The 22497-nt window shown below is 71.0% G+C and carries 8 protein-coding genes; all 8 read right to left on the bottom strand.

The window, feature by feature from the left end; translation table 11 throughout:
• Nucleotide 1: 1 nt before the first annotated feature.
• The 8 genes from HOV91_RS30350 to HOV91_RS30385 all read right to left on the bottom strand — a co-directional run bounded on the left by HOV91_RS30350 (nucleotide 2) and on the right by HOV91_RS30385 (nucleotide 22321).
• Nucleotides 2–994, bottom strand: coding sequence for an ATP-binding cassette domain-containing protein (locus HOV91_RS30350; protein WP_174188742.1), 993 nt, complete (start codon nucleotides 992–994; stop codon nucleotides 2–4).
• The gene (locus HOV91_RS30355; protein WP_174188743.1) at nucleotides 991–14643 is read right to left on the bottom strand and encodes a non-ribosomal peptide synthetase; all 13653 of its coding nucleotides are present in this window, start codon (nucleotides 14641–14643) and stop codon (nucleotides 991–993) included. The genes HOV91_RS30350 and HOV91_RS30355 overlap by 4 nt, the downstream gene beginning before the upstream one ends.
• A gap of 379 nt (nucleotides 14644–15022) precedes the next feature.
• Complete coding sequence (lnt, locus tag HOV91_RS30360; protein ID WP_174188750.1) at nucleotides 15023–16693, bottom strand: apolipoprotein N-acyltransferase; 1671 nt, start codon at nucleotides 16691–16693, stop codon at nucleotides 15023–15025.
• 1137 nt (nucleotides 16694–17830) lie between these two features.
• Entirely contained in the window at nucleotides 17831–19429 is a 1599-nt protein-coding gene (locus HOV91_RS30365; protein ID WP_174188744.1) for an amidohydrolase, read from the bottom strand.
• A gap of 40 nt (nucleotides 19430–19469) precedes the next feature.
• Complete coding sequence (locus tag HOV91_RS30370) at nucleotides 19470–19724, bottom strand: hypothetical protein (RefSeq protein WP_174188745.1); 255 nt, start codon at nucleotides 19722–19724, stop codon at nucleotides 19470–19472.
• A gap of 56 nt (nucleotides 19725–19780) precedes the next feature.
• Nucleotides 19781–20263 (bottom strand): FxsA family protein, encoded by a 483-nt coding sequence (locus tag HOV91_RS30375; RefSeq protein WP_174188746.1) that lies wholly within the window; start codon nucleotides 20261–20263, stop codon nucleotides 19781–19783.
• A 90-nt stretch (nucleotides 20264–20353) separates the two neighbouring features.
• Complete coding sequence (locus tag HOV91_RS30380; protein WP_174188747.1) at nucleotides 20354–21013, bottom strand: response regulator; 660 nt, start codon at nucleotides 21011–21013, stop codon at nucleotides 20354–20356.
• Nucleotides 21014–21148: 135 nt separating this feature from the next.
• Nucleotides 21149–22321: a sensor histidine kinase gene (locus HOV91_RS30385; protein WP_174188748.1), complete on the bottom strand. Its 1173-nt coding sequence runs from the start codon at nucleotides 22319–22321 to the stop codon at nucleotides 21149–21151.
• Nucleotides 22322–22497 lie beyond the last annotated feature (176 nt).

The raw sequence follows: 22497 nt of genomic DNA on the forward strand, positions 1-22497 counted from the left end.
CTCACGACATGATCTCCTCTTGTACGTCGTCGGTCTCCGGTTCCGCGGCGGTCGGATTACTCGGCTTGCCGGTGAGGGAAAGGAATACATCGTCGAGACTGGGCCGGTGCACGTTCGCGTCCACCACGCAGACGCCCGCGTCGTCGAGCCTGCGCAGCGCCTCCACCATGGTGCGCGATCCATCGCCGACCACCACCCACACCTCGTCGGTGCCCGCCTCGTGACCGGGCTCCCCCACGCCGATCTGCGCGAGCACCGCCAGCGCGGGTTCGGCGGCCTGTCCGGCGGCCAGGGTGACGGTGAGCCGGTCGCCGCCGATCGAGGTCTTCAGCTCGTCGGCCGAACCGCGGGCGATGACCCGCCCGTGGTCGATGACCGTGATGCGGTCGGCCAGCAGGTCGGCCTCTTCCAGATACTGCGTGGTCAGCAGCACCGTGGTCCCGTCGTCGACCAGGTCGCCGATCACCCGCCACATGTCCAGCCTGCCGCGCGGGTCCAAGCCGGTGGTCGGCTCGTCCAGCACCACCACGGGGGGCCGGGCGACCAGCGCACCCGCGAGGTCGAGCCGCCGGGCCATGCCGCCGGAGTAGGTGCCCGCCCTGCGATGCGCGGCGTATTCGAGCCCGAGGGCGTCGAGCAGTTCGTCGGCCCGCGCGGTCGCCTGTCGCGGCGACATCCCGTACAGCCGGGCCACCATGCGCAGGTTCTCGTAACCGGACAGGTTGGCGTCGACGGCGGCGTACTGGCCGGACAGGCCGATCCGTTTGCGTGCCGCCGCGGGATCGCGCAGCACGTCGATGCCCGCCACCCGCACCGACCCGGCGGATGGCTTCAGCAGCGTGGTGACGATCCGCACGGTCGTCGTCTTCCCCGCGCCGTTGGGACCGAGCAGGCCCATCACGGTGCCGGTGGGGATTCGCAGGTCGACCTCGTCCAGCACGCGGGCCCGGCCGTAGTTCTTCACCAGGCCCGCGACCTCCACCGCCAAACTCACCTGTGCGTCTCCTTCGTCTCCAGCCACCTCCGCAGCACCGGCCCGATCACCGCCAGCGCTCCCGGGGTGGTCATCGCGGAGTGCGCGCAGCGCAGCTCGTGGTCGTGGACGGCGCCGGTGACGTACGGCTGCCAGGCGTCGGCGCGCCGGTCCGGGTCGGCCCGGTTGATCGGGTCGTCGCCCGCGGTGAAGAACAACAGGTCGCCGTCGAACGCGCGGGGCCGGAAGCTGTGCGCGAGCACGGTGCCGTTGTCGTAGCCCGCGTAGAGCCGCTCCAGATGCTCCACGGTCAGCGCCGCGAACGGCCCGGACCGGGCGCGCAGCAATTCGGCCGCCTCCCGCAGGCTCATCTCCGGATCGATCTCCGCGCCGAGATCGTCGCTGCCGAACTCGCCGACGATCTCGGCGATGCTCGGGGTCGCGTGTTCGAGCAGGTCGTCCGACAGCCGGTAGCTGTCCATCATCGACAGCAGCGCCACCTCGTCGCCGCCCTCTTGCAGCTGGACCGCCATCTCGTGCGCGATCAGTCCGCCCAGCGACCAGCCGAGCAAGTGGTAGGGCCCCTCCGGCTGGATCTCCTTGATGGAGGCCACATAGCGGCTCGCGGCCTCGCCGATCGAGCCGTAGCCGTCCTGCCCCGCCACGTGCGGAGCCTGCAACCCGTACACCGGCCGGTCCGCCGGGAGGTGCGCGAGCAGACCCGAATAGCACCAGGCCAATCCGATCGCCGGGTGCACGCAGAACAGCGGCGCCTGACTGGTCACGGCGGTCGGGCGGATCGGCAGCACCGGCGCCAGCATCGCCGCCACCGCGGCGCCCGAGGACGCGCCCGTCCCGTCCAGCCGCGCCGCGATGGCCGCGGGCGTCGCGTCGCCGAACATCAGCTGCACCGGCAGGTCGACACCGGTTTCGCGCACGTGCGCGACCACCTTCGTGGCCAGCAACGAGTTGCCGCCGAGCTCGAAGAACCCGTCGTCCACGCCCACCGATTCCACGCCGAGCACCTCGGCGAAGGCGGCGCACAGCGCTTCCTCGGTCGGGGTGGACGGCGCGCGGTAGCCCTCGCCCGCGGTGAACACCGGCTCCGGCAGCTTCGCCCGATCCAGCTTGCCCACCGGGTTCAGCGGAACCTCGTCGAGCAGCATGATCGACTGCGGGACCATGTAATTCGGCACCAGCCCGGCCAGATGCCCGGTCAGCTCCGCCGCGGTGAACGACACGCCGTCGCGCGGCTTCACATACGACACCAGCGCCGTCGCCCCCGCCGGGGTGCGATGCCCGATGGTGGTGGAGAACGCCACCCCGCCGTGGCGGGCGAGCGCGGCGTCGATCTCGCCGAGTTCGATACGAAAACCGCGGATCTTGACCTGATGGTCGGTGCGGCCGACGTACTCGATCTCCTGCGCGCCGTCCGCAGGCGATCCGTGCTCCCGCGACCCGGCCCACCAGCGCACCAGATCGCCGGTGCGGTACATCCGCTCCCCCGGCTTGCCGAACGGGTTGGCGACGAAACGCTGGGCGGTGAGACCAGGACGGTTCAGGTATCCGCGGGCCAGCGCGTCACCCGCGAGGTGCAGCTCGCCGGTCACTCCGATCGGAGCCGGATGCAGTCGCGCGTCGAGGATCGCCGCGTTGACGCCGCGGATGGGGCCGCCGATGGTGATCGGCTCGCCCGGCGTCATCGGCTGCGAGATGACGGTGACGATGGTGGTCTCGGTCGGTCCGTACACGTTGTACAGGTTGCGGCCGGGCGCCCATCTGGTCACCAGGTCCGGCGGCAGAGCCTCGCCGCCGACCAGCACGTGCTGCAACTCGGTGAGCCCGGCGGGCTCGACCGTGCCGAGCGCGGAGGTGGTGATGAACGCGTGGGTGATCCGCTCCCCGGCGAAGACCTCCCGCAGCTCGTCCCCGCCGACCACGCCGGTGGGCGTGATCACCAGGGTCGCCGCGCCACCGAGCGACAGCAGCAGATCGAGCATCGCGGCGTCGAAGCTCGGCGTGGCGAAGTGCAGGACGCGGCATCCCGGCTGGACGTCGAACCGGTTGGCGGTCTCGGCGGCGAAGTTCGACAAACCGCCGTGCGTGACCATCACGCCCTTCGGCGTGCCGGTCGAACCGGAGGTGTAGATCACGTAGGCCGGGTTGTCGATCCGCAACGGCGCGAGGCGTTCGGTGTCGGCGACCGGCTCGTCCGGCGCGTCCAGCACCTGCGCGCGGAACGCCGGATCGTCGAGCACGATCCACTCCGCGCCGTCGGGCAGCTCGGCGCGGTAGCCCGACAAGGTGATGCCCAGCGCCGCACCGGAATCCGACAGCATGTGCCCGATGCGCTGCTGCGGGTACAGCGGGTCGACCGGCACGAACGCCGCGCCGGCCTTGGCCACCGCCAGTACCGTCGCCACCGACTCGATCGACCGCGGGATACCCAGCGCCACCAGCGTTTCCGGGCCGACGCCGCGCCCGATGAGCACCCGCGCCAGCCGGTTCGTCCAGCGATCCAGCGCGTCGTAGGTCACCTCCGTACCGTCGGCGGCGACCAGGGCCACGGCGGCGCGATCGACGGCGGCCGCCTGCTCGAACACCTCGGGGAAGGTGATCGGCCGGTCCGGTTTCGCACCGCGCACCGGGGCCAGCCCCGACCATTCGGCGGGGTCGAGCAGTTCCAGGTCGCCCACGGCGGTGGTCGGGTTCGCGGCGATCGCGGCGAGCAGCCGGGTCAGGCGCTTGCCGAGCCGCTGCGCCGTCGGCTCGTCGAACAGATCCCTCGCGTAGTTCACCGCGACGGTGATGCCGGCCGGATCGCGCTGCGCGGTCCGCGTTTCGGTGAGGGTGAACTGGAGATCGAACTTGGCGATCCCGGTGTCGATATCGGCGGCCTCGATACGCAGCCCCGGCAGGTCCAGCCCGCCGACCGGCTCGTTGCGGACCGAGAGCATCACCTGGAACATCGGATGGTGCGCCTGGGACCTGGCGGGGTTGAGCACCTCCACCAGACGCTCGAACGGCAGGTCCGCGTTGGCGAAGGCGTCGAGGTCGGTTTCGCGCACCGCGCGCAGCAGGTCGGTGAACCTGGCGCCCGGGTCGATCCGGGTACGCAGCACCAGCGTGTTGACGAACATGCCGATCAACCGGTCCAGCGCCGGATGCCCCCGGCCCGCGATCGGGGTGCCGACGGTGATGTCGTCGGTCGCGGTCATCCGGTGCAGCAGCACCGCCAGCGCGGCGTGCAGGACCATGAACAGGCTGACGTTGTTGCTGCCCGCGATCGTCTGCAGTTCGCGGTGGGTGACCGGGTCCACCGCGCACTCCACGATGCCGCCCCGGTAGGACGGGGTGGGCGGACGCGGCCGGTCGGCCGGTACGGTCAGCAACTCGGGAATGCCGTCCAGGGTGTGCCGCCAGTAGTCCAGCTGCTTGCGCACCGCGGCGTCCGGGTCGTCCTCGCTGCCGAGCACGTCCTGCTGCCACAGTGTGTAGTCGGCGTACTGGACCTCCAGCTCGGCCCATTCCGGCGCGCCGCCCGCGCAGGCCGCGCGGTAGGCGACGGCCACGTCGGCGGCCATCGGCTCTAGCGACCAGCCGTCCATGGCGATGTGGTGCACGACCACGACGAGAACGTGCTGCGCGGGCGCGGCGGAGTCGCCCGCCACCGACAGCAGCGCGGCGCGGATCGGAACGGTGCCGGCCAGATCGAATCCCGGTGCGGCGAAACGCCGTACGGCGGCCTCCAGCTCGTCGGGCCGCACCGTCATCCGCGTCAGCGCAATCGCCGCCTCGGACGGGTCGAGCACGACCTGAGCCGGTGCGCCGTCGGTCTCCGGGAACACCGTGCGCAGGGTTTCGTGCCTGGCCTGCACCGCGTGCAGCGCGGCGGCCAGCGCCTCGACGTTCAGGCTGCCGGTCATGCGCAGGACGAGCGGGACGTTGTAGGCGCCCGCGGACTGTCCGGCGCTGGACGCGCCGCCTGCGTTGAAACGGTTGAGGAACCACAGCCGCCGCTGCGCGGCCGACAGCGGGATCCGCTCCGGGCGCTCCCGGCGCACCAGCGCGGGCCGGTCCACCTCGGACTCGGTGCCCGCGTCCAGCAGTTCGGCCAGCCCGGCGACGGTCGGCGTGGCGAACACGGTGCGCACGGCGAGCCGTACGTTCGTGGCCGCGGCCAGCCGGGCGACGAGCTGCGTTGCCAGCAGCGAGTTTCCGCCGACGTCGAAGAAGCTGTCCTCGGCGCGCACGCCGTGCGCGCCGACCAGCTCGCCCATCACCGCGGCGACCAGACGCTCGGCATCGGTTCGCGGCTCGCGACCGGTCGAGTCCACGACGACCTGCGGTTCCGGCAGGGCGCTGATGTCCAGCTTCCCGACGGGTGTCAGCGGAATGGCGTCCAAGACGGTGATACCGGCGGGCACCATGTGCGCGGGCAGTCGCCGGGCGACAGCGGCGCGCACCGCCTCGGTGTCCACCCCCGCCGTGCGGTCGGCGGGCTGGACAAAGGCGACGATCCGGTCCGCGCCCGCGATCCGGCGCACCTCGGTGTGCGCGAACCGCACGGACGGGTGTTCTCCGAGCACGGCGGTGATCTCGCCGAGTTCCACCCGGAAACCGCGCAGCTTCACCTGATGGTCGCTGCGGCCGAGGTAGACCAGCTCGCCCGCGGCGTTCCAGCGCACGATGTCACCGGTCCGGTACATCCGCGCGCCCGGCGGGCCGTAGGGGTCGGCGACGAAACGCGTCGCGGTGAGCCCGAATCGGTCGAAGTAGCCGCGCGCGACACCGTGTCCGGCGAGGTACAGCTCGCCGGGGACGCCGACGGGCACCGGCCGCAACCGCTCGTCGAGCACCAATCCCTGGGCGCCACGCACCAGGCTGCCGATGGTGATCGGCTCGCCGGGGCGCATCGGGCCGGAAATCGTGATGACGACGGTGGTCTCGGTGGGCCCGTACACATCGCACATCACGTGTCCCGGCGCCCAGCGCGCCACCAGATCCGGCGCCACCGCCTCGCCGCCGACCATGAGCGCTCGCACGTGCGGCAGCGGCCAGCGTTCGTGGTCGATCGTGGCCAGCGCGGCCGGGGTCATGAAGCCGTGGGTGACCCGCTCGCGTTCCATCAGCGCGGCCAGTTCATCGCCGCCGTAGATGTCAATCGGGCAGATCACCATCGCCGCGCCGGCGCCCAGCGCGATCAGCAGGTCCAGGATCGCCGCGTCGAAACTCGGAGTCGCGAAATGCAATGTGCGCGAATGCTCGTCCACGCCTATGCGGTCGCGGACCTCGTCGGCCAGGTTGGACAGGCCGCTGTGGGTCACCGCGACGCCCTTGGGCTTGCCGGTCGATCCCGAGGTGTAGATCAGGTAGGCCAGATCGGCGATCTGGATGGTGCGCGAACGCTCGTGGTCGTGGATCGGCGCGTCGTCGTGTCCGTCGAGTTCGGCGGCGAACTCCGGGCGGTCCAGCAGCAGCCATTCGGTGTGCTGGTCGGCGGCGGCGCCCGCGCGCAGTTGTCCCACGTGCGCCGTCACGGTGACGCCGGTCGCGCAACCGGAGTCGGCGAGCATGTGCTGGATACGGTCGGCCGGGTACTTCGGGTCGACCGGCACGAACGCCGCGCCGGACTTCGCCGCGGCCAGCATCGCCACCACCGAGTCGATCGAGCGGACGAGCCCGAGCGCCACCCGGGTGCCGGGGCCGAGTCCACGCGCGATCAGCGCGCGCGCCAGGCGATTGGAGCGCCGGTCGAGTTCGGCGTAGGTGAGCGAGATCGTGCCCGCGCACAGCGCCGTGTTGTGCGGATACCGCTGCGCGGTGGCGGTGAAGTACGCGGCCAGGGTGGACGGCGGGGACGCAGGCCCGCCGCACGCCGGGGCCAGGGTGCGGCGCTCATGATCGGTGCGCGCGTCGACGTCACGCACCAGCACGCGCGGATCGCCGGTGACGGCGGTGAGCACGCGCAGGAACCGGTCGGCCAGCGTCTCGATCGTCCGCGCGTCGAAAAGTTCGGTGGCGTAGACGAATTCGAAGATGCTGTCCGGCTCTCCCCCGACCGCGCCCGGATCGATGTCGTCGTTCGACACCCGCAACTCCAGGTCGAACTTCGCCAGCGCGATGTCCAACGGCTCCGCGCGCAGGGCGAGGCCGGGCAGTTCCAGCGTCGGCACCGGGCCGTCCTGCACGCTCAGCGCCACCTGGAACAGCGGGTGCCGGCCCGAGGAGCGTGCCTCCGGACCGAATTCCTCCACGATCCGCTCGAACGGGATGTCCGCATGCGCCATGGCGGCCAGTTCGGTATCCCGGTCGGCACGCAGCAAGTCGGCGAAGCTGCGATCCGGATGCACGTCGGAGCGCAGCACCAGCGTGTTCACGAACATGCCAACCAACTCGTCGAGCTTGGTGTCGTTACGCCCCGCCACCGGAGTGCCGATCACGATGTCGCGACCGCCGGTGACGCAGCGCAGCAACACCGCGAACGCCGAACGCAGCACCATGAACTTGCTGACGCCCTGATCGCGGGCCAGCCCGGCGAGCCCGCGGCGCACGCGTTCGGGCACCGTGAACCGCACGGTGCCGGCCTGCTGAGTGGGCTCGAGCGGGCGCGGCCGGTCGTAGGGCAGCGGGAGCTGGTCGGGCAGGTCCGCGAGCGCGGTGCGCCAGTACGCCAGCTGGGTCGCCGCGGCGCTGTCCGGATCGGTTTCCGAGCCGAGGCAGGCCCGCTGCCAGAGCCCGAAGTCGGCGTACTGCACCGGAAGCGGTGTCCACGACGGCGCCGCACCGTCGTGGCGTGCCGCGTACGCGGCGGCCAGATCCCTGGTCAGCGGACCGAGCGACCAGCCGTCGGCGGCGATGTGATGCACCACCACGCCGAGCAGGTGCCGCCCGGGCGCGGTGCGCAGCAGCGACAGACGCACCGGCGGCTGCCGGGTGAGATCGAAACCGTTGTGCGCCAACGCCTCGAGCGCGGCTTTCGCGCCGGAGTCGTCGATGTCGGTGACCGGCAGTTCCGGTAGGGCGCGCTCGACCGGCAGCACCACCTGCTGCGGGCCTTCGGCGTCCTCCGGGAAGACGGTGCGCAGCACTTCGTGCCGACGCACCACGTCGGTGAGCGCTTCCCGCAGTGCGGGCACGTCCAGGTCACCGGCGACGCGGATCACGAAAGCGATGTTGTAGGCACTCGATTCGGGCGCATATCGGTTGAGGAACCACAAACGCTGCTGTGGCAGCGACAATGGGATACGTCCCGGACGCGGAGTCTGCACCGCCAGCGCCGGCCGCTGCGTCCGGGGCGCTCGGTCCAGCTGCGCGGCGACTCCGGCGACCGTCGGCGTCTCGAAGATCGACCGCACCGGCAGCTCCACCCCGAATTCCGCGTGCAGCGCGGCGGCCAGGCGGGTGGCCAGCAGTGAGTTGCCGCCCAGGTCGAAGAAGCTGTCCTCGGCTCCGGTCACCGGGCGCCCGAGCACCCCGCCGAACACGCCCGCCACGCTGCGCTCCAGTTCGGTGCCGGGGGCGCGGGACGATCCGGCGGCGGCGAAGACCGGCTCCGGCAGCGCCTTTCGGTCCAGTTTGCCGGCCGGGGTCACCGGGATCTCGTCGAGCACCGCCACCGACGCGGGCACCATGTACCCGGGCAGCCGCTGCCGCGCGGTCTCCAGGACAGCTTGCGGCTCGACCGGCCGATCGGCCGTGACGTACGACGCCAGCCGCACCTGGCCGCGCTCGTCGGTGTGCACCACGGTGAGCGCGAACCGGATACCGGGATGCAGGCGCAGCACGTTGTCGATCTCGCGCAGTTCGATGCGGAATCCGCGGATCTTGATCTGGTCGTCCGCGCGGCCGAGGAACCGCAGCTGTCCCGACCGCTCCATGACGACCAGGTCACCGGTGCGGTACATCCGCTCGCCGCGCCTGCCGTGCGGATTGGCCACGAACCGCTGCGCGGTCAGGCCGAAACGCCCGTGGTAGCCGCGGGCCACGCCGGGACCCGAGACGTACAGCTCACCCGGCGTGCCCGGCGGCACCGGATGCAAGCGACCGTCCAGCACGAACAGTCGCATGCCCCGGACGGGCATACCGAGCGGAACCGGACGGCCCGGGGCCATCGGCCCGCTCGCGGTGGCCGCGACGGTGGCCTCCGAAGGGCCGTACATGTTGTGCATGCGGTGTCCGGCGGTCCACGTCTCGACGAGTTCCTCCGAGCAGGCGTCACCGCCGACGATGACCGTCTCCAGCTCGTCCAGCCCCACGTTCGGCACGGTGGCCAGCGCCGCAGGGGTGACGAAGGCATGGGTGACCCGCTCCTCGCGCAGCAGTGTGGCCAGCTCGGCGCCGCCGAACATGCCACGGGGGGCGACGACCATCGTGGCGCCCGCGGCGAAGCCGAGCAGCATCTCCAGCACCGATGCGTCGAAGCTGGGCGAGGAGAAGTGCAGCGTGCGTGCCGCATCCGTGATACCGAACAGGTAGTTCTGCTCACTGGCGAGCGAGGCGATGCCCGCGTGGGTGACCACCACCGCTTTGGGTGTTCCGGTGGAGCCGGAGGTGTAGATGAGGTAGGCCGGGTGGCTCACCCGCATCGGGTGGTGGCGCTCGTCGTCGGTGACCGGATCCGCGCGGTGACCCGCGAGTTCGGCGGTCAGCTCGTCGGAGCCGAGGACCAGCCAGTCGACCTGGGCCTTACGGTGTCTGCCCCGCGCCGTGGGCCAGGCGGGCATGGCGGCGAGGCATTCGGGGTCGGTGAGACCGAGCATCGCGCCGGAGTCGCCGATCATGTGCGCGATCCGCTCACCGGGGTAGCTCGGGTCGATCGGCACATACGCCGCGCCGGTCTTGGCGACCGCCCATATCGCGGTGATCGCGTCCAGACCGCGCGGCAGTGCGATCGCGACGACCGTCTCGGGACCTGCGCCGTGCTCGATGAGGGCGCGCGCCAGCGTGTTCGATCGCTCGTCCAGTTCGCGGTAGGTGGTGTCGGCGCCGAGGTAGCGCACCGCCACCGCGTCCGGCAGCCGGCTCGCGGTGGCGGTCAGCAAGGTCGCCAGCGTGATCGGCGGCTCGGCGGGCGCGCCCGCGATGGGCACCAGGTTCTCGGTTTCCTTGCGGTCCAGGATCGGCAGGTCGCCCACCGGCAGTTCGGGGGCGGCCACGCCGCCTGCCAGCACCGCGATGAACCGGCGGGCGAACGACTGGATCGTGGACCGGTCGAAGACATCGGTGGTGTAACCGAATTCGGCCGCCAGCGGTCCGTCGCCCGAGTCGTCGTGGACGACCAGCTGCAAGTCGAACTTGGCGACGTCCGAGGCGATCGGCAGCACCTCGGCGCGCACACCGGGCAGATCGATCCGCAGGTCCGGCGCGTGGTCGTAGGACAGCATCACCTGGAACAGCGGGTGACGCGCCGGGGACCGCTCCGGGTTGACCACCTCGACCAGCCGCTCGAACGGCACGTCGGCGTTGGCGAAGGCGTTGAGATCGGTCTCCCGCACCACGTCGAGCATCCGGTCGAAGCCTGCCGCCGGGTCGACCGCGGTGCGCAGGACGAGCGTGTTGACGAACATGCCGACGAGATCGTCCAGCGCTGGATCCGAACGACCCGCGATCGGGGTGCCGATCGCGACGTCACCGCTGGCGCACAGCCGCGACAGCAGGGTCGCCAGTGCCGCGTGCAGCACCATGAACATGCTCACGCCCCGGCTGGCCGCCAGTTCGATGGCGGCGCGGCGGATCTCGGCGGGAATGGTGAACTCGACCCGGCCGCCGACGGTCGATCTGTGCAGGGGGCGTGGGCGGTCCAGTGGTAGGTCCAGCTGTTCGGGCAGCCCCGCCAGCGCCGAACGCCAGTGCGTCAGCTGGCGGCTGAGCGCACTGGCGGGATCGCCTTCCTCACCGAGCAATTCGCGCTGCCAGAGCGCGAAGTCGGCATACTGCACCGGCAGCTGCGTCCACTGCGGCGCGACCCCCTTCGCGCGCGCCGACACCGCCGTCATCAGGTCTTTGGCCAGCGGCGCGATGGACCAGCCGTCACCGCAGATGTGATGCAGCACGATGAGGAAGACGTGCCGCTGCGGGCCGGTGCGGTAGAGCGCCACCCGGATGGGCGCCTGGCTGCGCAGATCGAAGCCGTAGCCGGCGAACTCGGTCGCCAACCCGGCCACGTCGGCGGCGGTCGCGTCGACCGGGTCGAGCGTCAGCGGGATGGCCGCCGCCGGGTGGATCAGCTGGTAGGGCCCTTCCGGCGATTCCGGGAAGGTGGTGCGCAGGCTCTCGTGCCGCTCGATGACGTCGACGAGGCCCGCGCGCAGCGCGGCGACGTCCAGTGGCCCCTCCACCTCGACGGCCAGCGGCATGTTGTAGGCGGCGGCGTGCTCGGAGAACCGGTTCAGGATCCACAGCCGCTGCTGTGCCTGGGACAACGGGATGCGCTCCGGCCGCTCGGCGGGCGCCAGGCGCGGCGAGGAGGCGTCGACGGTCTGGGTGGCGAAACGCCGGGTGAGCGCCTCGATCGTCGCGGCCTCGAACAGGTCCCGGATGGTCAGCGCGGTGCCGAGGGCCGCGTTGATCCTGGCCACCGCCCGCGCGGCGATGAGCGAGTTGCCGCCCATGTCGAAGAAGTTGTCCTCGATACCGACGTCGGTGTCGAGGACCTCGGCGAAGATCCCCGCCAGCACCCGCTCGACCTCGGTGCGCGGTTCGGCGATCGGCCGGATCGAGCGCGCGGCGCTCACGGGCGCGGGCAGCGCCTTGCGATCGATCTTGCCGTTGGCGCTCAGCGGTAGCTCGTCGAGTTCCATCAGCGTGGACGGCACCATGTACCCCGGCAGCGTGTGACGCAAGGCGGTGAGCAGCGCGGCCGTGTCCAGCCGGGCGCCGTCGTCCTCGTGCTTCGCCGCGACCACATAGGCCACCAGCTCGTCGCCGGTGCGTCCGGCGTGTGCCACGCACACGGCGCGAGCGACCTTCGGGTCGTCGAGCAGGGCGGCCTCGACCTCGCCGAGTTCGATGCGCAGGCCACGGATCTTCACCTGGAAGTCGCTGCGGCCCAGGTATTCCAGCACACCGGGCTCGGCGGCGGAACGGCCGATCTGCCAGCGCGCCAGGTCACCGGTGCGGTACATCCGCGCGCCCGGGGTGAACGGATTGGCCACGAACCGGTCCGCGGTCAGCCGCGGCTGACCCAGATAACCGCGGGCCAACTGGACCCCCGCGAGGTACAGCTCGCCGACCACGCCGGGCGGGACGGGCTGCAATCGGTCGTCCAGCACATAGGTTTGGGTGTTCCACACCGGCGAGCCGATCGGCACGGCGCTCGCGTCCGGCGGGCACGCCCAGTAGGTGACGTCCACGGCGGCCTCGGTCGGCCCGTACAGGTTGTGCAGTTCGGCGGCGGGTAACGCCGCGTAGAACTCCCGCACCGCCGCGGCGGGCAGCGCCTCGCCACTGCAGAACACCCGGTGCAGGCCGGCGCAGCCGTCCAGATCCGCCTCGGTGACGAATACCGAGAGCATGGACGGCACGAAATGGGCTGTGGTGACGCCTTTTTCAGCGATGATCCGCGCGAGGTAGGCCGGGTCGCGGTGGCCGTCCGGGGCGGCGACGATCAGGCGCGCCCCGATCTGCAAGGGCCAGAAGAACTCCCACACCGACACGTCGAAGGTGGCGGGGGTCTTCTGCAGCACGACGTCGGCGCGCTCCAGCGGATACTCGTGCTGCATCCAGCGCAGGCGGTTGACGATCGCGTCGTGCGTCACGCCCACGCCCTTCGGCGTTCCGGTCGACCCGGAGGTGAAGATCACGTAGGCGAGGTGGCCGGGGCGCAATTCGGCCCTGCGGTCGGCGTCGGTGACCGGCGCGTCGTCGAATTCCGACAACCGCGCGGTGTCGATGTCCAACCGGGTCGCGATAGCAGGCAACTCGACCTCGTCGCGGGCCGCCGTGAGCACGCACAGCGGCTCGGCTCGACGCACGATCTGCCCGATCCGTTCGGCGGGGTGCTCGGTGTCCAGCGGCAGGTACGCCGCGCCCGCCTTGACGATCGCGTACATGCCGACCACCAGGTCGATGCTGCGGCGCAGGCACAGGCCGACCGTCGTGTCGGGCCCGGCGCCACGCGCGATGAGCAACCGGGCCAGGCGGTTGGCGCGCGCGTCGAGTTCGGCGTAGGTCAGCGCCTCGTCGCCGAATTCCAGCGCGATCGCCCGCGGGTCGGATGCCACCCGCTCGGCGAACAGGCTCGCCAGCGTGCCCTCCTGCCGGGGCGTCTCGGTGGCGTTCCAGCCGTCCACGACCCACTGCCGCTCGGCGGCGGTGATCGCGGCCAGCGACTCGGCGGGGGTGGTCGCGTCGGCCGCCAGGAACCGGCCGAGGAAGTCCAGGTAGCGCGCGTGGTGCACGTTCACCTCGGCTTCGCCGTAAAGGCGGGGATTGGCTTCGAAGTCGACGTGCAAGCGCCCGCCCGCGCCGTTGTAGACGTTGACCGAGAGGTCTTCCACCGGGCCGGTGGCCAGCACGTGCATGGAGCCGACCAGGCTGCCGAACCGCAATTCGTCGTGGAACAGCATCAGGTTGACCATCGGGCCGAAGAATCCGCGGGCGTCGCGGGAGTAGCCGCTGTCGCGCCGGATGTCGTCGTGCCGGTAGCGCTGATGCCGCAGAGCGCCGGTGATCTGCAGCTCCGCCGCCTTCACCAGGTCGCCGATCGTGGTCGCGTCGTCGAACCGCAGCCGGATCGGCACGACGTTGGAGATCACGCCCGCCGAGCGGCGTAGCGACACCGTGGTGCGCGCCGAGACCGGCAGGCTCAGGACCACGTCCGGGTTGCCCGTCACCGACCGCACGTAGGTGGCCAGCGCCGCGACGAACATCGCCGAGTCGGTGGTGTTCCACGCGCTGGTCGCCACCTCGATCGCGGCATGCTGTTCGTCGTCGAGCACGGCGGTGGCCAGTCGGCGGCCCGCGTCGTGGGTGGCGGCGCCGAGGCGGGCGCCACCCAGGCTCATCGGTTCGCCCACACCCGACAGCTGGCCGAGCCAGTAGTCGCGATCGTTCTGGAAGCGGCTCGAGTCGTGATAGCGCGCTTCGTCGGCGTAGATCTCGGCCAGCGGCGTCGCCCGGGAGGCGACCGGCTCGGTCCGGTTCTCCAGCGCGGTGTAGATCTCCGCGGTCCGGGTGAGCGCGTTCATCGCGCCGTAACCGTCGATGACGATGTGGTGGGCGTAGGAGTACCAGATGTAGTCGGCCTCGCCGATCCGCAGCACCGCGTTGGAGGTCAGCGGGTCGCGCTCCAGATCGATGGGCGAACTGGTGTGCTCGTGCATCCAGCGCAGCGCCGCGGCGTACGGATCGGCCTCGCCGCGCAAGTCGATGCGGACCCAGCCCGGCCGGTGCACCGGATCGACGATCTGATACGGAGTGCCATCCTTCTCCAGCAGGCGAAGCTGACCCACCTGGGTCTCGGCACCGAAACGCTCGATCGCGTACAGCAGCCGCCCCTCGTCCAAGTCACCGTGGATCTCGACGTACTGGGAGATCGTCAACGGTACGTCGGGACGAATGCGCTGCGCGTACCAGAGAGCGGTCTGCGCGGGCGACAGAGCAAACGGTTGTGCCGAAAATTCGCCGGATGAACATTGGTCGACGCGATCCGTGGCCAATGAACTCATCAATCACTCCGTTCTGCCGCTGTTGACGCAACTCCCCGAGCACCGCTCCAGCAAGCGCACGCGCGCCAACTGGAGGACGTGATCCACGCCCTATGATTCGGAGCATCGCATCTGCCGGATTGCCGACGTTTTGGATTTGTTTCACATCCAACGTCCTTGGCAGAAGGCCACTTTGGTTGGTTACATTTCCGCAAACATTGCGACTCAACTAGGTCGAACCGAAGCAAAACGGGCCATGACCAGACTGTTCGATGGTACGCCCAAGATCGCTTTCGTTGTCAGGCGAACAGTGCGCAACTCAATTCCCCACCTTCACTTTCGGGGCGGTGGGGGCAATAACATACCGAAGGCTCGGTTATCGGCGATTCGGCAGCAGGACCTAACGGCCGTCGGCTCGACGGCCGGCGCGCGCACTCGTACGCGCCGATCGCCGCCGGATGGCCGCGGCCAGCGCGGCGGCAGCCGTCAGAATAACGAAAATCCGCTCCGGCGCAGGCCCTATTCGCGTTGCGAGAGTGCTGTCATCGCGCAACGGGAGCTCCGCGACCAGCGCCGCGGGCACGAATAACGCGGTTTCCTGCCGCACGCTGCCGTCGGCGGCGATAATGGCGCTGACACCCGAGGTGGCCGCGACGACCAGCGCTCTGCCGTGCTCGACGGCACGGACGCGGGACATGGCCAACTGCTGATAGGTCATCTCGCTGTCGCCGAAGGTCGCGTTGTTCGTCGGCACGGTGAGCAGTTGCGCGCCGGCCCGCATCGCGTCCTGGAACGCCCGGTCGAAGGCCACCTCATAGCACGTTGCGACACCGATGTCGATACCCGCCGCGCGCACGACTCCGTCACCATTGCCCGGCACGAAATACCCCGCCCGATCAGCGTATTCGGAGAAAAGCCGAAAGAAACTCCGCATCGGCAGATATTCGCCGAAAGGCTGGATGATCTTCTTGTCGTGCCGCTCACCGGGGCCTGCGGCGCCGTTCCACACCATCACCGAGTTGGTCGTGGTCCGATCCGCGTTGACCAGCACCGCGCCGACCAGGACGGGTGCGCCGATCCGCTCGGAGGCCGCGGTGATCAGGGCCGCGGCGTCGGCGTTGCGCAGCGGGTCGATGTCGGAGGAGTTCTCCGGCCAGATCACCACATCCGGGCGCGGCGCGCGACCCGCGGCCACCTCGGCGGCCAGTTCCTCGGTGCGCCGGACGTGGTTGTCCAGCACGGCCCGCCGCTGCGCGTTGAAATCCAGCCCCAGCCGCGGCACGCTGCCCTGGATCGCCGCGACCGTGACCGTTCTGGCGCCCTCGTCCGGATCGGGCAGCGTGGATCCGAGCAGCAGCCCGGCAAGCGGCATGAGCAACAGCGTGAAAGCCGCGCAGGCGTACCCGAGCCGGGTCACCGGCGTGCGGCCGTGCGCAGCGGCCGGACCGCCGGTCTCGATCTCGGTGGTTCGCCGCTCGTCACGGGGGACGCTCGACCACAGCAGGGTGACCAACGCCGCGGTTGCGGTGCCGGTGAGCGCCACGGCGAACCCGACCAGCGGGGCGCCGCCGACCGCCGCCAGTGCCAAGAACCAGCCGTCGGCCTGGCCGAAGGCCACACGGCCCCAGGGAAATCCGCCGAAGGGGAAGCTGGACCTGACCCACTCGGCCGTGGTCCAGGCCGAGGCCACCCACAGCGGCCAGCCGGGCAGCGCGCCGACGAGCCGGGCGAGCACACCGAATATGCCCAGGTACAGCGCGCAGACGGTGGACAGCGCCAGCCACGGCGCCGGACCCACGTAAATGCCGGTCCACGGCAGCAGCGGGACGAAAAACGCCAGCCCGGCGAGCAATCCGTAACCGAAGCCCGCCCGCAGACGGCCGTCACCGCGTACGGTGAGGGTCAGCAGCGCGATGCCGAGGGGCGCGAGGAACCACCATGGCCGCGGCGGGAAGCTGCCGAACAGCAACAACCCCGCGCAGATCGCCGCCGCCGCGCGCGCCGCTCTCGGATGCCCGCCCAGCACCGCGGACACCTGCCGCGCCAGCTCGAGCACCCGCTCTCGCACCATCACTCGGCCACTGTCCGCCATCGGACCGGCATCCGCCAATCGGCCCCTGACCGCGCCCGCGCCGATCGACCCGATGGCGAGATCGGGTGCGAGCCATCGCAGGTCCGCCATTGGACGGACCCTGTTCGCGGCAGAGTGACGTTTCTCACATGGACCATCGAGCTCGCCATCCCCCGCACGCATACGGAGTCCTCGGCGCATCGGCCGACCCGCGTCTGCCACGCGCCGAGCCGAGGCCGCACGACAGGCGCGGAAGAGACGCGACGCGCAAAACCGCGGGCCTCTGCCGTGGACCTGTCATCAGGTGTCCACTCATTGATCGCCGCCCGCGCTCGGATCGTTAACCGCCGCTCCAGAGACGTCGGCCTGCCGGTCGGACGCCGCCGGACGAACCCACACCTCGCGGCCGCAACCGGCGAACCGGTGGCCTGCTCTCGCGGCGGTAGACCGAGCCATCCAGCCCGGTGAGGCGCGTCCGCGACGAATTCGCGCCACAGTGGAAGCCGCCGCACGGCCGGAGGCGGTTGCGCCGTTATCCGATCGGCATCTCCACGCCGCGGCGTTGTGATCCGACACCGGGCAAGCGTTCGCTCGGGCAGCAGCTCGAGCCGATCGTCCGCGAATTCGCCGCACACCCACCTGGCACGCAGTGCCACCTCACCCCTTCCGGTCATCCCGTACCGCGCCTCGGCGGGCACGCGGGCAGGCCGGGTTCCCTGCCGCAACCTGGCCAACGAAAAGCGGACAATTGCCGCTCGACGGACGTGCGCTCCATCCCTGACGAACCCGTGGAAGGCCCGCACCGGAACTACGCTGACCGGCGACCATGCCTGAGAAACGTCGTTACCGCGGGCTGCCGGATGGGCTTCGTCGCACTCACTCAGTCTTTCACTGCCGGGGCCGACGACCGGTTCCGGATTCGCGCCCAGCCACCCGGCGACCGTCGGCTGGAGACCCGATGTCCGTGATCCGGCCCAAGCGGAGCGATTCGCGCTGATGGGCGAACACTCGATCGGCACCGAAGAATCCACGTGCCAGGGATGCCGAGCGGCCGACGCGAGCGCCGAAACCGATCGGGCCGCGATCCGGCAGGGGACTCGAACACCGGGCACGGGACGGTCGCGAGCCACCGACGGCTCACTTCGCATAGATCGTCGCTCCCCGATGCACGGTGCGCAGGCAGGTGGGCAATGGTGCGTCCGGTTCCAGCGCGGGCAGTCCCGGTACCCGTGACCGCGGATCGGTGGACCAGCGCTGCACCGAGTCGGCGGCCGCGGCGACGACGAGTTCGGCCGCGTCCCAGATCGCGTAGGAGGCGGGTGCGCCGGGTACCAGGGTGCCCGCCATCCCGTCGCGGACTCCGCCCGCGCGCCATGCGCCCCGGGTGGCCGCGGCGAAGGCCGCGCGGGGGGACAAGCCGTGCCCGGGTGTTCGATGGTTCGCCGCGGCTCGCACCGCCGCCCACGGATCGAGCGCGGTCACCGGAGCGTCGGAGCCGATCGCCAAGGCGACGCCCGCGGCCGCCATGGCGGCGAACGGGTTCAGCGTGGCGGCGCGATCGGCCCCGAGGCGGGCGGCGTACATGCCGTCCGGTCCGCCCCACGCCGCGTCGAATCCCGGTTGCACACTGGCGATAACACCCCAGCGCGCCAACTGCTCGATGTGTGCGCCGTCGATCAGTTCGGCGTGTTCGACACGATGGCCGAGCGACGCGATCGCGGGGCCGCCGAGTTCGGCGGCGACCCGTTCGATCCCGGCGACGACCGCGTCCATGGCGGCGTCGCCGATCACGTGGAATCCGGCTTGGATACCGGCGACGGTGCAGGCGCGGACGTGGTCGGTGATCGCATCGGCGTCCAGATAACTTCGGCCGCAACCGGACTCGTCGGCATAGGGCGACCGCAACCATGCGGTGTGCGAACCGAAGGACCCGTCGACGAACAGGTCACCGCCGAGCGCGTGCACCCCGAGTTCCTCGATCAGCGCACGCGCCTGCTCGGCGCTGCGCACCGCCTCGCCCCAGTAGACCCTGACCTCGACACCGTGTTCGAATTCGAGCAGTTCGCGAACGTCGGTGCGGCCCGCGATCTCCGGGCCCGCGCATTCGTGGACCGCGACGACACCGTGCGCGGCGGCGTGGTCCAGTGCCGCGGCGCGCGCTCGATCCCGTTGTGCCCGAGACAGACTCGCGAGGGCGGCGGCGCGCACCAGGTGGTGGGCCGCGGCGCGCACGGGCGCACCGCGGGTGAAGCCGTCGGTCGCGGCCAGTTCGGGCAGCGCGTCCAGCAGCGCCGAGGACGCCACCGCCGAGTGCGCGTCCACCCGGGAGAGGTAGACGTGCCGACCGGCACCCGCCGCCGCATCGATCTCCTCGACCGTGGGCGGCCGCCCCTCCGGCCAAGTGGTCTCGTCCCAGCCGTCGCCGAGCACGGCGCCGTCGGGGTGCGCCTCGGCGAACTCGCGCAGCAGGCGCAGGCAGTCCGCGAGCGACCGCGCGGCCGACAGGTCGAGGCCGGTCGACTTCAGGCCCAGTGCCGTGACGTGCACGTGCGGGTCCACGAACGCGGGAGCGACAAAGGCGCCGTCGAGATCGATGATCTCGGCGTCCGGGTGCAGCGCGCGACCGGGTTGCTCGGCGCCCAGCCAGACGATGGTGCCGTCGCTCACCGCCATCGCGGTGGCGTCGGGCGAGCTGGCACTGTAGAAACGACCGCCGATCAGTAACTGGGTACGCACGAGGCACCAGTCTGCCGTACGCCCGATGCGGCGGGTTCGGTCAGCCGTTGAGCAGGGGGCGGCGCGCCAGGTCCTCCGGCTGTGCCAGCACCGCCATCACCTCCGCGTACTCCGGCGGCGCGCCACCGGTCCCCCCGGCCGCCGTGGGCAGGCAGCCCGCCTCCACGGCGATCAACTCCAGCCGCAGGGCCGCGGCGGTGAATCCGGAAATCGACTGTCCCGCACTGGCCGCCGCTCGTTTGACCGCGGCAGCCAGCTCCTCGCTCACCGTCACGGTGAGTTGCTCGGTGGCCATCGCGTCACGATAGCCCTTCGCGCCGTCGCAGGGAACCGGTGCGGCCGAGTTCGCACTCAGGACGGAGTGATCGCGCGCCGCGCGTTGCCCTGGCCGTCGTCGTACCACTGCCCCACGACGACGCCGTCGACCACCTCACCCGCGTCGACTACCACGCCGCGGTAGGGCGCGGCGGCGGCGAGCCTGCGGAAGCGCCGCGCGGCGAACGCCGTGACCAGCGGACGCAGCAGCAATCGCGTCGGAGGCAGCAGCAGGAGCAGGCCGGCCAGGGAGGTGACCAGGCCGGGCACGAACATCAGCACCCCACCGGCCGCGACCAGGGCGCCGTCGGCCACGGCGGCGCCGGGCGCCACTTCGCCGCGGGCGGCCCGGCGGAACTGCTCGAACACCCGTCGTCCCTGCGCGCCGACCAGCAGCATGCCCGCGGCCGACCCCGCGATGAGCACCAGAACGGTCGGCAGCACGCCGATCAGCTGGCCGACCGCGACCAGCGCGGCGACTTCGACGACGACGTACAGCACGAACAACAGGGCGGGCATGGCGATCCTTTCGGACGATCTACCCGTTCAACGTCCGGCACCGGGGTTTTTCTCCCCGATCGCCTGATAAGTCGCTGAGATGCGCCCGCGTCAGCCGCCGGGCCGCACCAGCCCGGTCTCATAGGCCAGAACGACGGCCTGAACCCGGTCGCGCAGACCGAGTTTGGTGAGCACCCGGCCCACGTGCGTCTTGACCGTGGCCTCCGACAGGTACAGCTGCTCGGCGATCTCGGCGTTGGAACGCCCGGCCGCGATCTGCTCGAGCACTTCCCGCTCGCGGGCGGTGAGCACGTCGAGCACACCCGGGTCGCGGGTGCGTGCCGGATTCTCCGCGATGAGCCGGTCCAGCAGGCGTTTGGTGACCTTCGGCGAGACCACGGCGTCACCGGCGGCGACGCTGCGGATGGCCGAGACGAGATCCTCCGGAGGGGTGTCCTTCAAGAGGAATCCGCTGGCCCCCGCGCGCAGCGCGCCGAGCGCGTGCTCGTCGAGATCGAAGGTCGTCATGACGAGTACCCGGCTGCCGTGTCCGGCCTCCACGATGCGGGTGGTGGCGACGACCCCGTCCACGACGGGCATCCGCACGTCCATCAGCACCACGTCCGGTCGCAGCTCCGCCGCTCTGGTGACCGCGGCGGCGCCGTTGGCCGCCTCGCCGATCACTTCGATGTCGGGGTGCGCGCCGAGCACCATCTTCAATCCCATACGCATGAGTTCCTGGTCATCTACGACGAGAACGGTGATCGGCACGTCCCCAATGTAACGCGACCCCGCCGGTGCACTGGCTGACCTACGCCGCGAAAGGTCTCGTCAACATGGTCGGTGTGGGACGAATCCATCTGCGCCGCAGCGCTCTTCCCGTCGAGTGCGGGGCCGCGGTCCCGCTCACTCCGCCAGGCCCGGTTGCAGCGGAATGCTCGCGTGCACCCGCCAAGCTCCGTCGGGGTCGCGGCCCGCGTCGAGACTGCCGCCGAGCACGGCGACTCGTTCGCGCATCCCGACCAGGCCGAGCCCGCTGCCCTCGATCCGCGTGCCAGGGTCGGACAGCGGCACCCCGCCGGTGTCGGTGACGTCGATCAGCACGTCGGTGTCGGTGCGGCGCACCCGCACCCACGCCTTGGGGTGCGGTCCGGCATGCCGCAGCGTGTTGGTCAGCGATTCCTGCACGATGCGATGCACGCCGAGACTCACCTCGGGCGCGATGTCGTCGAGTTCCCCGGTGAGCTCGAGCTCGACGGCCAGACCGGTGCCGCGCATCATGTCCACGACCTTGGCGATACCCGCGGTGCCGTGCTGGGGCAACTGGTCGGGAGCGTGCTCGGTGCGCAGCAGGGCGACTGTTCTGCGCAATTCGCGCAGCGCTTCGCGGCCGGTGCCCGCGATGGTGGTGAGCGCCTGTTCGGCCGCGTCCGGATCGCGGCGCAGCGCGTACTTCGCGCCGTCGGCCTGCACGATGATCACGCTCACCGCGTGGGCGACCACGTCGTGCAGTTCCCGCGCGATACGGGTGCGCTCGGCGGCGACGGCGTCGTGCGCGCGACGCTCCCGGTCGTAGTCGGCGACGGCGAGGCGGGCCGCGACCTCCGTGTCGTAGGCGTGCCGCGCGCCGATGAACTCCGCGAGCGTCCAGCACAAGGCGTAGAGCATGGCGGTGAACACGATGTCGGGGCCGGAGGGTTTCCCGAGCGCCACGATCGCGAGCGCCAGATCCACCGCCAAGCCGAGCCCGTACCACAGCCCTTCCCGCCTTCCCACGTAGGCGACCAGCGTGTACAGCATGATGCCGTGGGACAGCAGCGCGATGTGCTCGGCATCGTCCTCGGCCAGGAAGCCCACCAGCGACGCCGTCAGCGACAGCGCCAAGGTGGCGGCCGCCATGGCGCGCGGGTATACCCGGCGCAGGACCACCGGTAGCGGAAGCAGCACCCCGATGGCCAGGTAGGCGAGCTCGTTGTGGGCGTTGACCACCCCGACGATCTCCAGCACCAGGAGAAACGCCGCCAGCATCGAATCGGCGACGACGGGCTGGCCCCGGAGCCACAGACTGAAACGACGCACCGGATCAGCCTAGGCGCGCCCGGCACGCGCCACGCCGACCCGGCGGCCGCCACCGGCGCGACCTCTCGCGCGGGCGCCGGCGAGCCACGGATCCGGGGTCTGGTTGTCTACCGGGGTGGACATAGCAGACTGGGCGGTTCTCTTGACGGCGGCGACCGCCGCGGGGTGGGTGGACG

It is taken from the genome of Nocardia barduliensis (genome assembly GCF_013315795.1).
Taxonomy (GTDB): domain Bacteria; phylum Actinomycetota; class Actinomycetes; order Mycobacteriales; family Mycobacteriaceae; genus Nocardia; species Nocardia barduliensis.

Bases quoted from the DNA above. Each gene is read 5' to 3' on its own strand.
- lnt (WP_174188750.1), bottom strand. From the start codon at position 16,693: ATGGTGCGAGAGCGGGTGCTCGAGCTGGCGCGGCAGGTGTCCGCGGTG.
- HOV91_RS30370 (WP_174188745.1), bottom strand. From the start codon at position 19,724: ATGGCCACCGAGCAACTCACCGTGACGGTGAGCGAGGAGCTGGCTGCC.
- HOV91_RS30375 (WP_174188746.1), bottom strand. From the start codon at position 20,263: ATGCCCGCCCTGTTGTTCGTGCTGTACGTCGTCGTCGAAGTCGCCGCG.
- HOV91_RS30355 (WP_174188743.1), bottom strand. From the start codon at position 14,643: ATGAGTTCATTGGCCACGGATCGCGTCGACCAATGTTCATCCGGCGAA.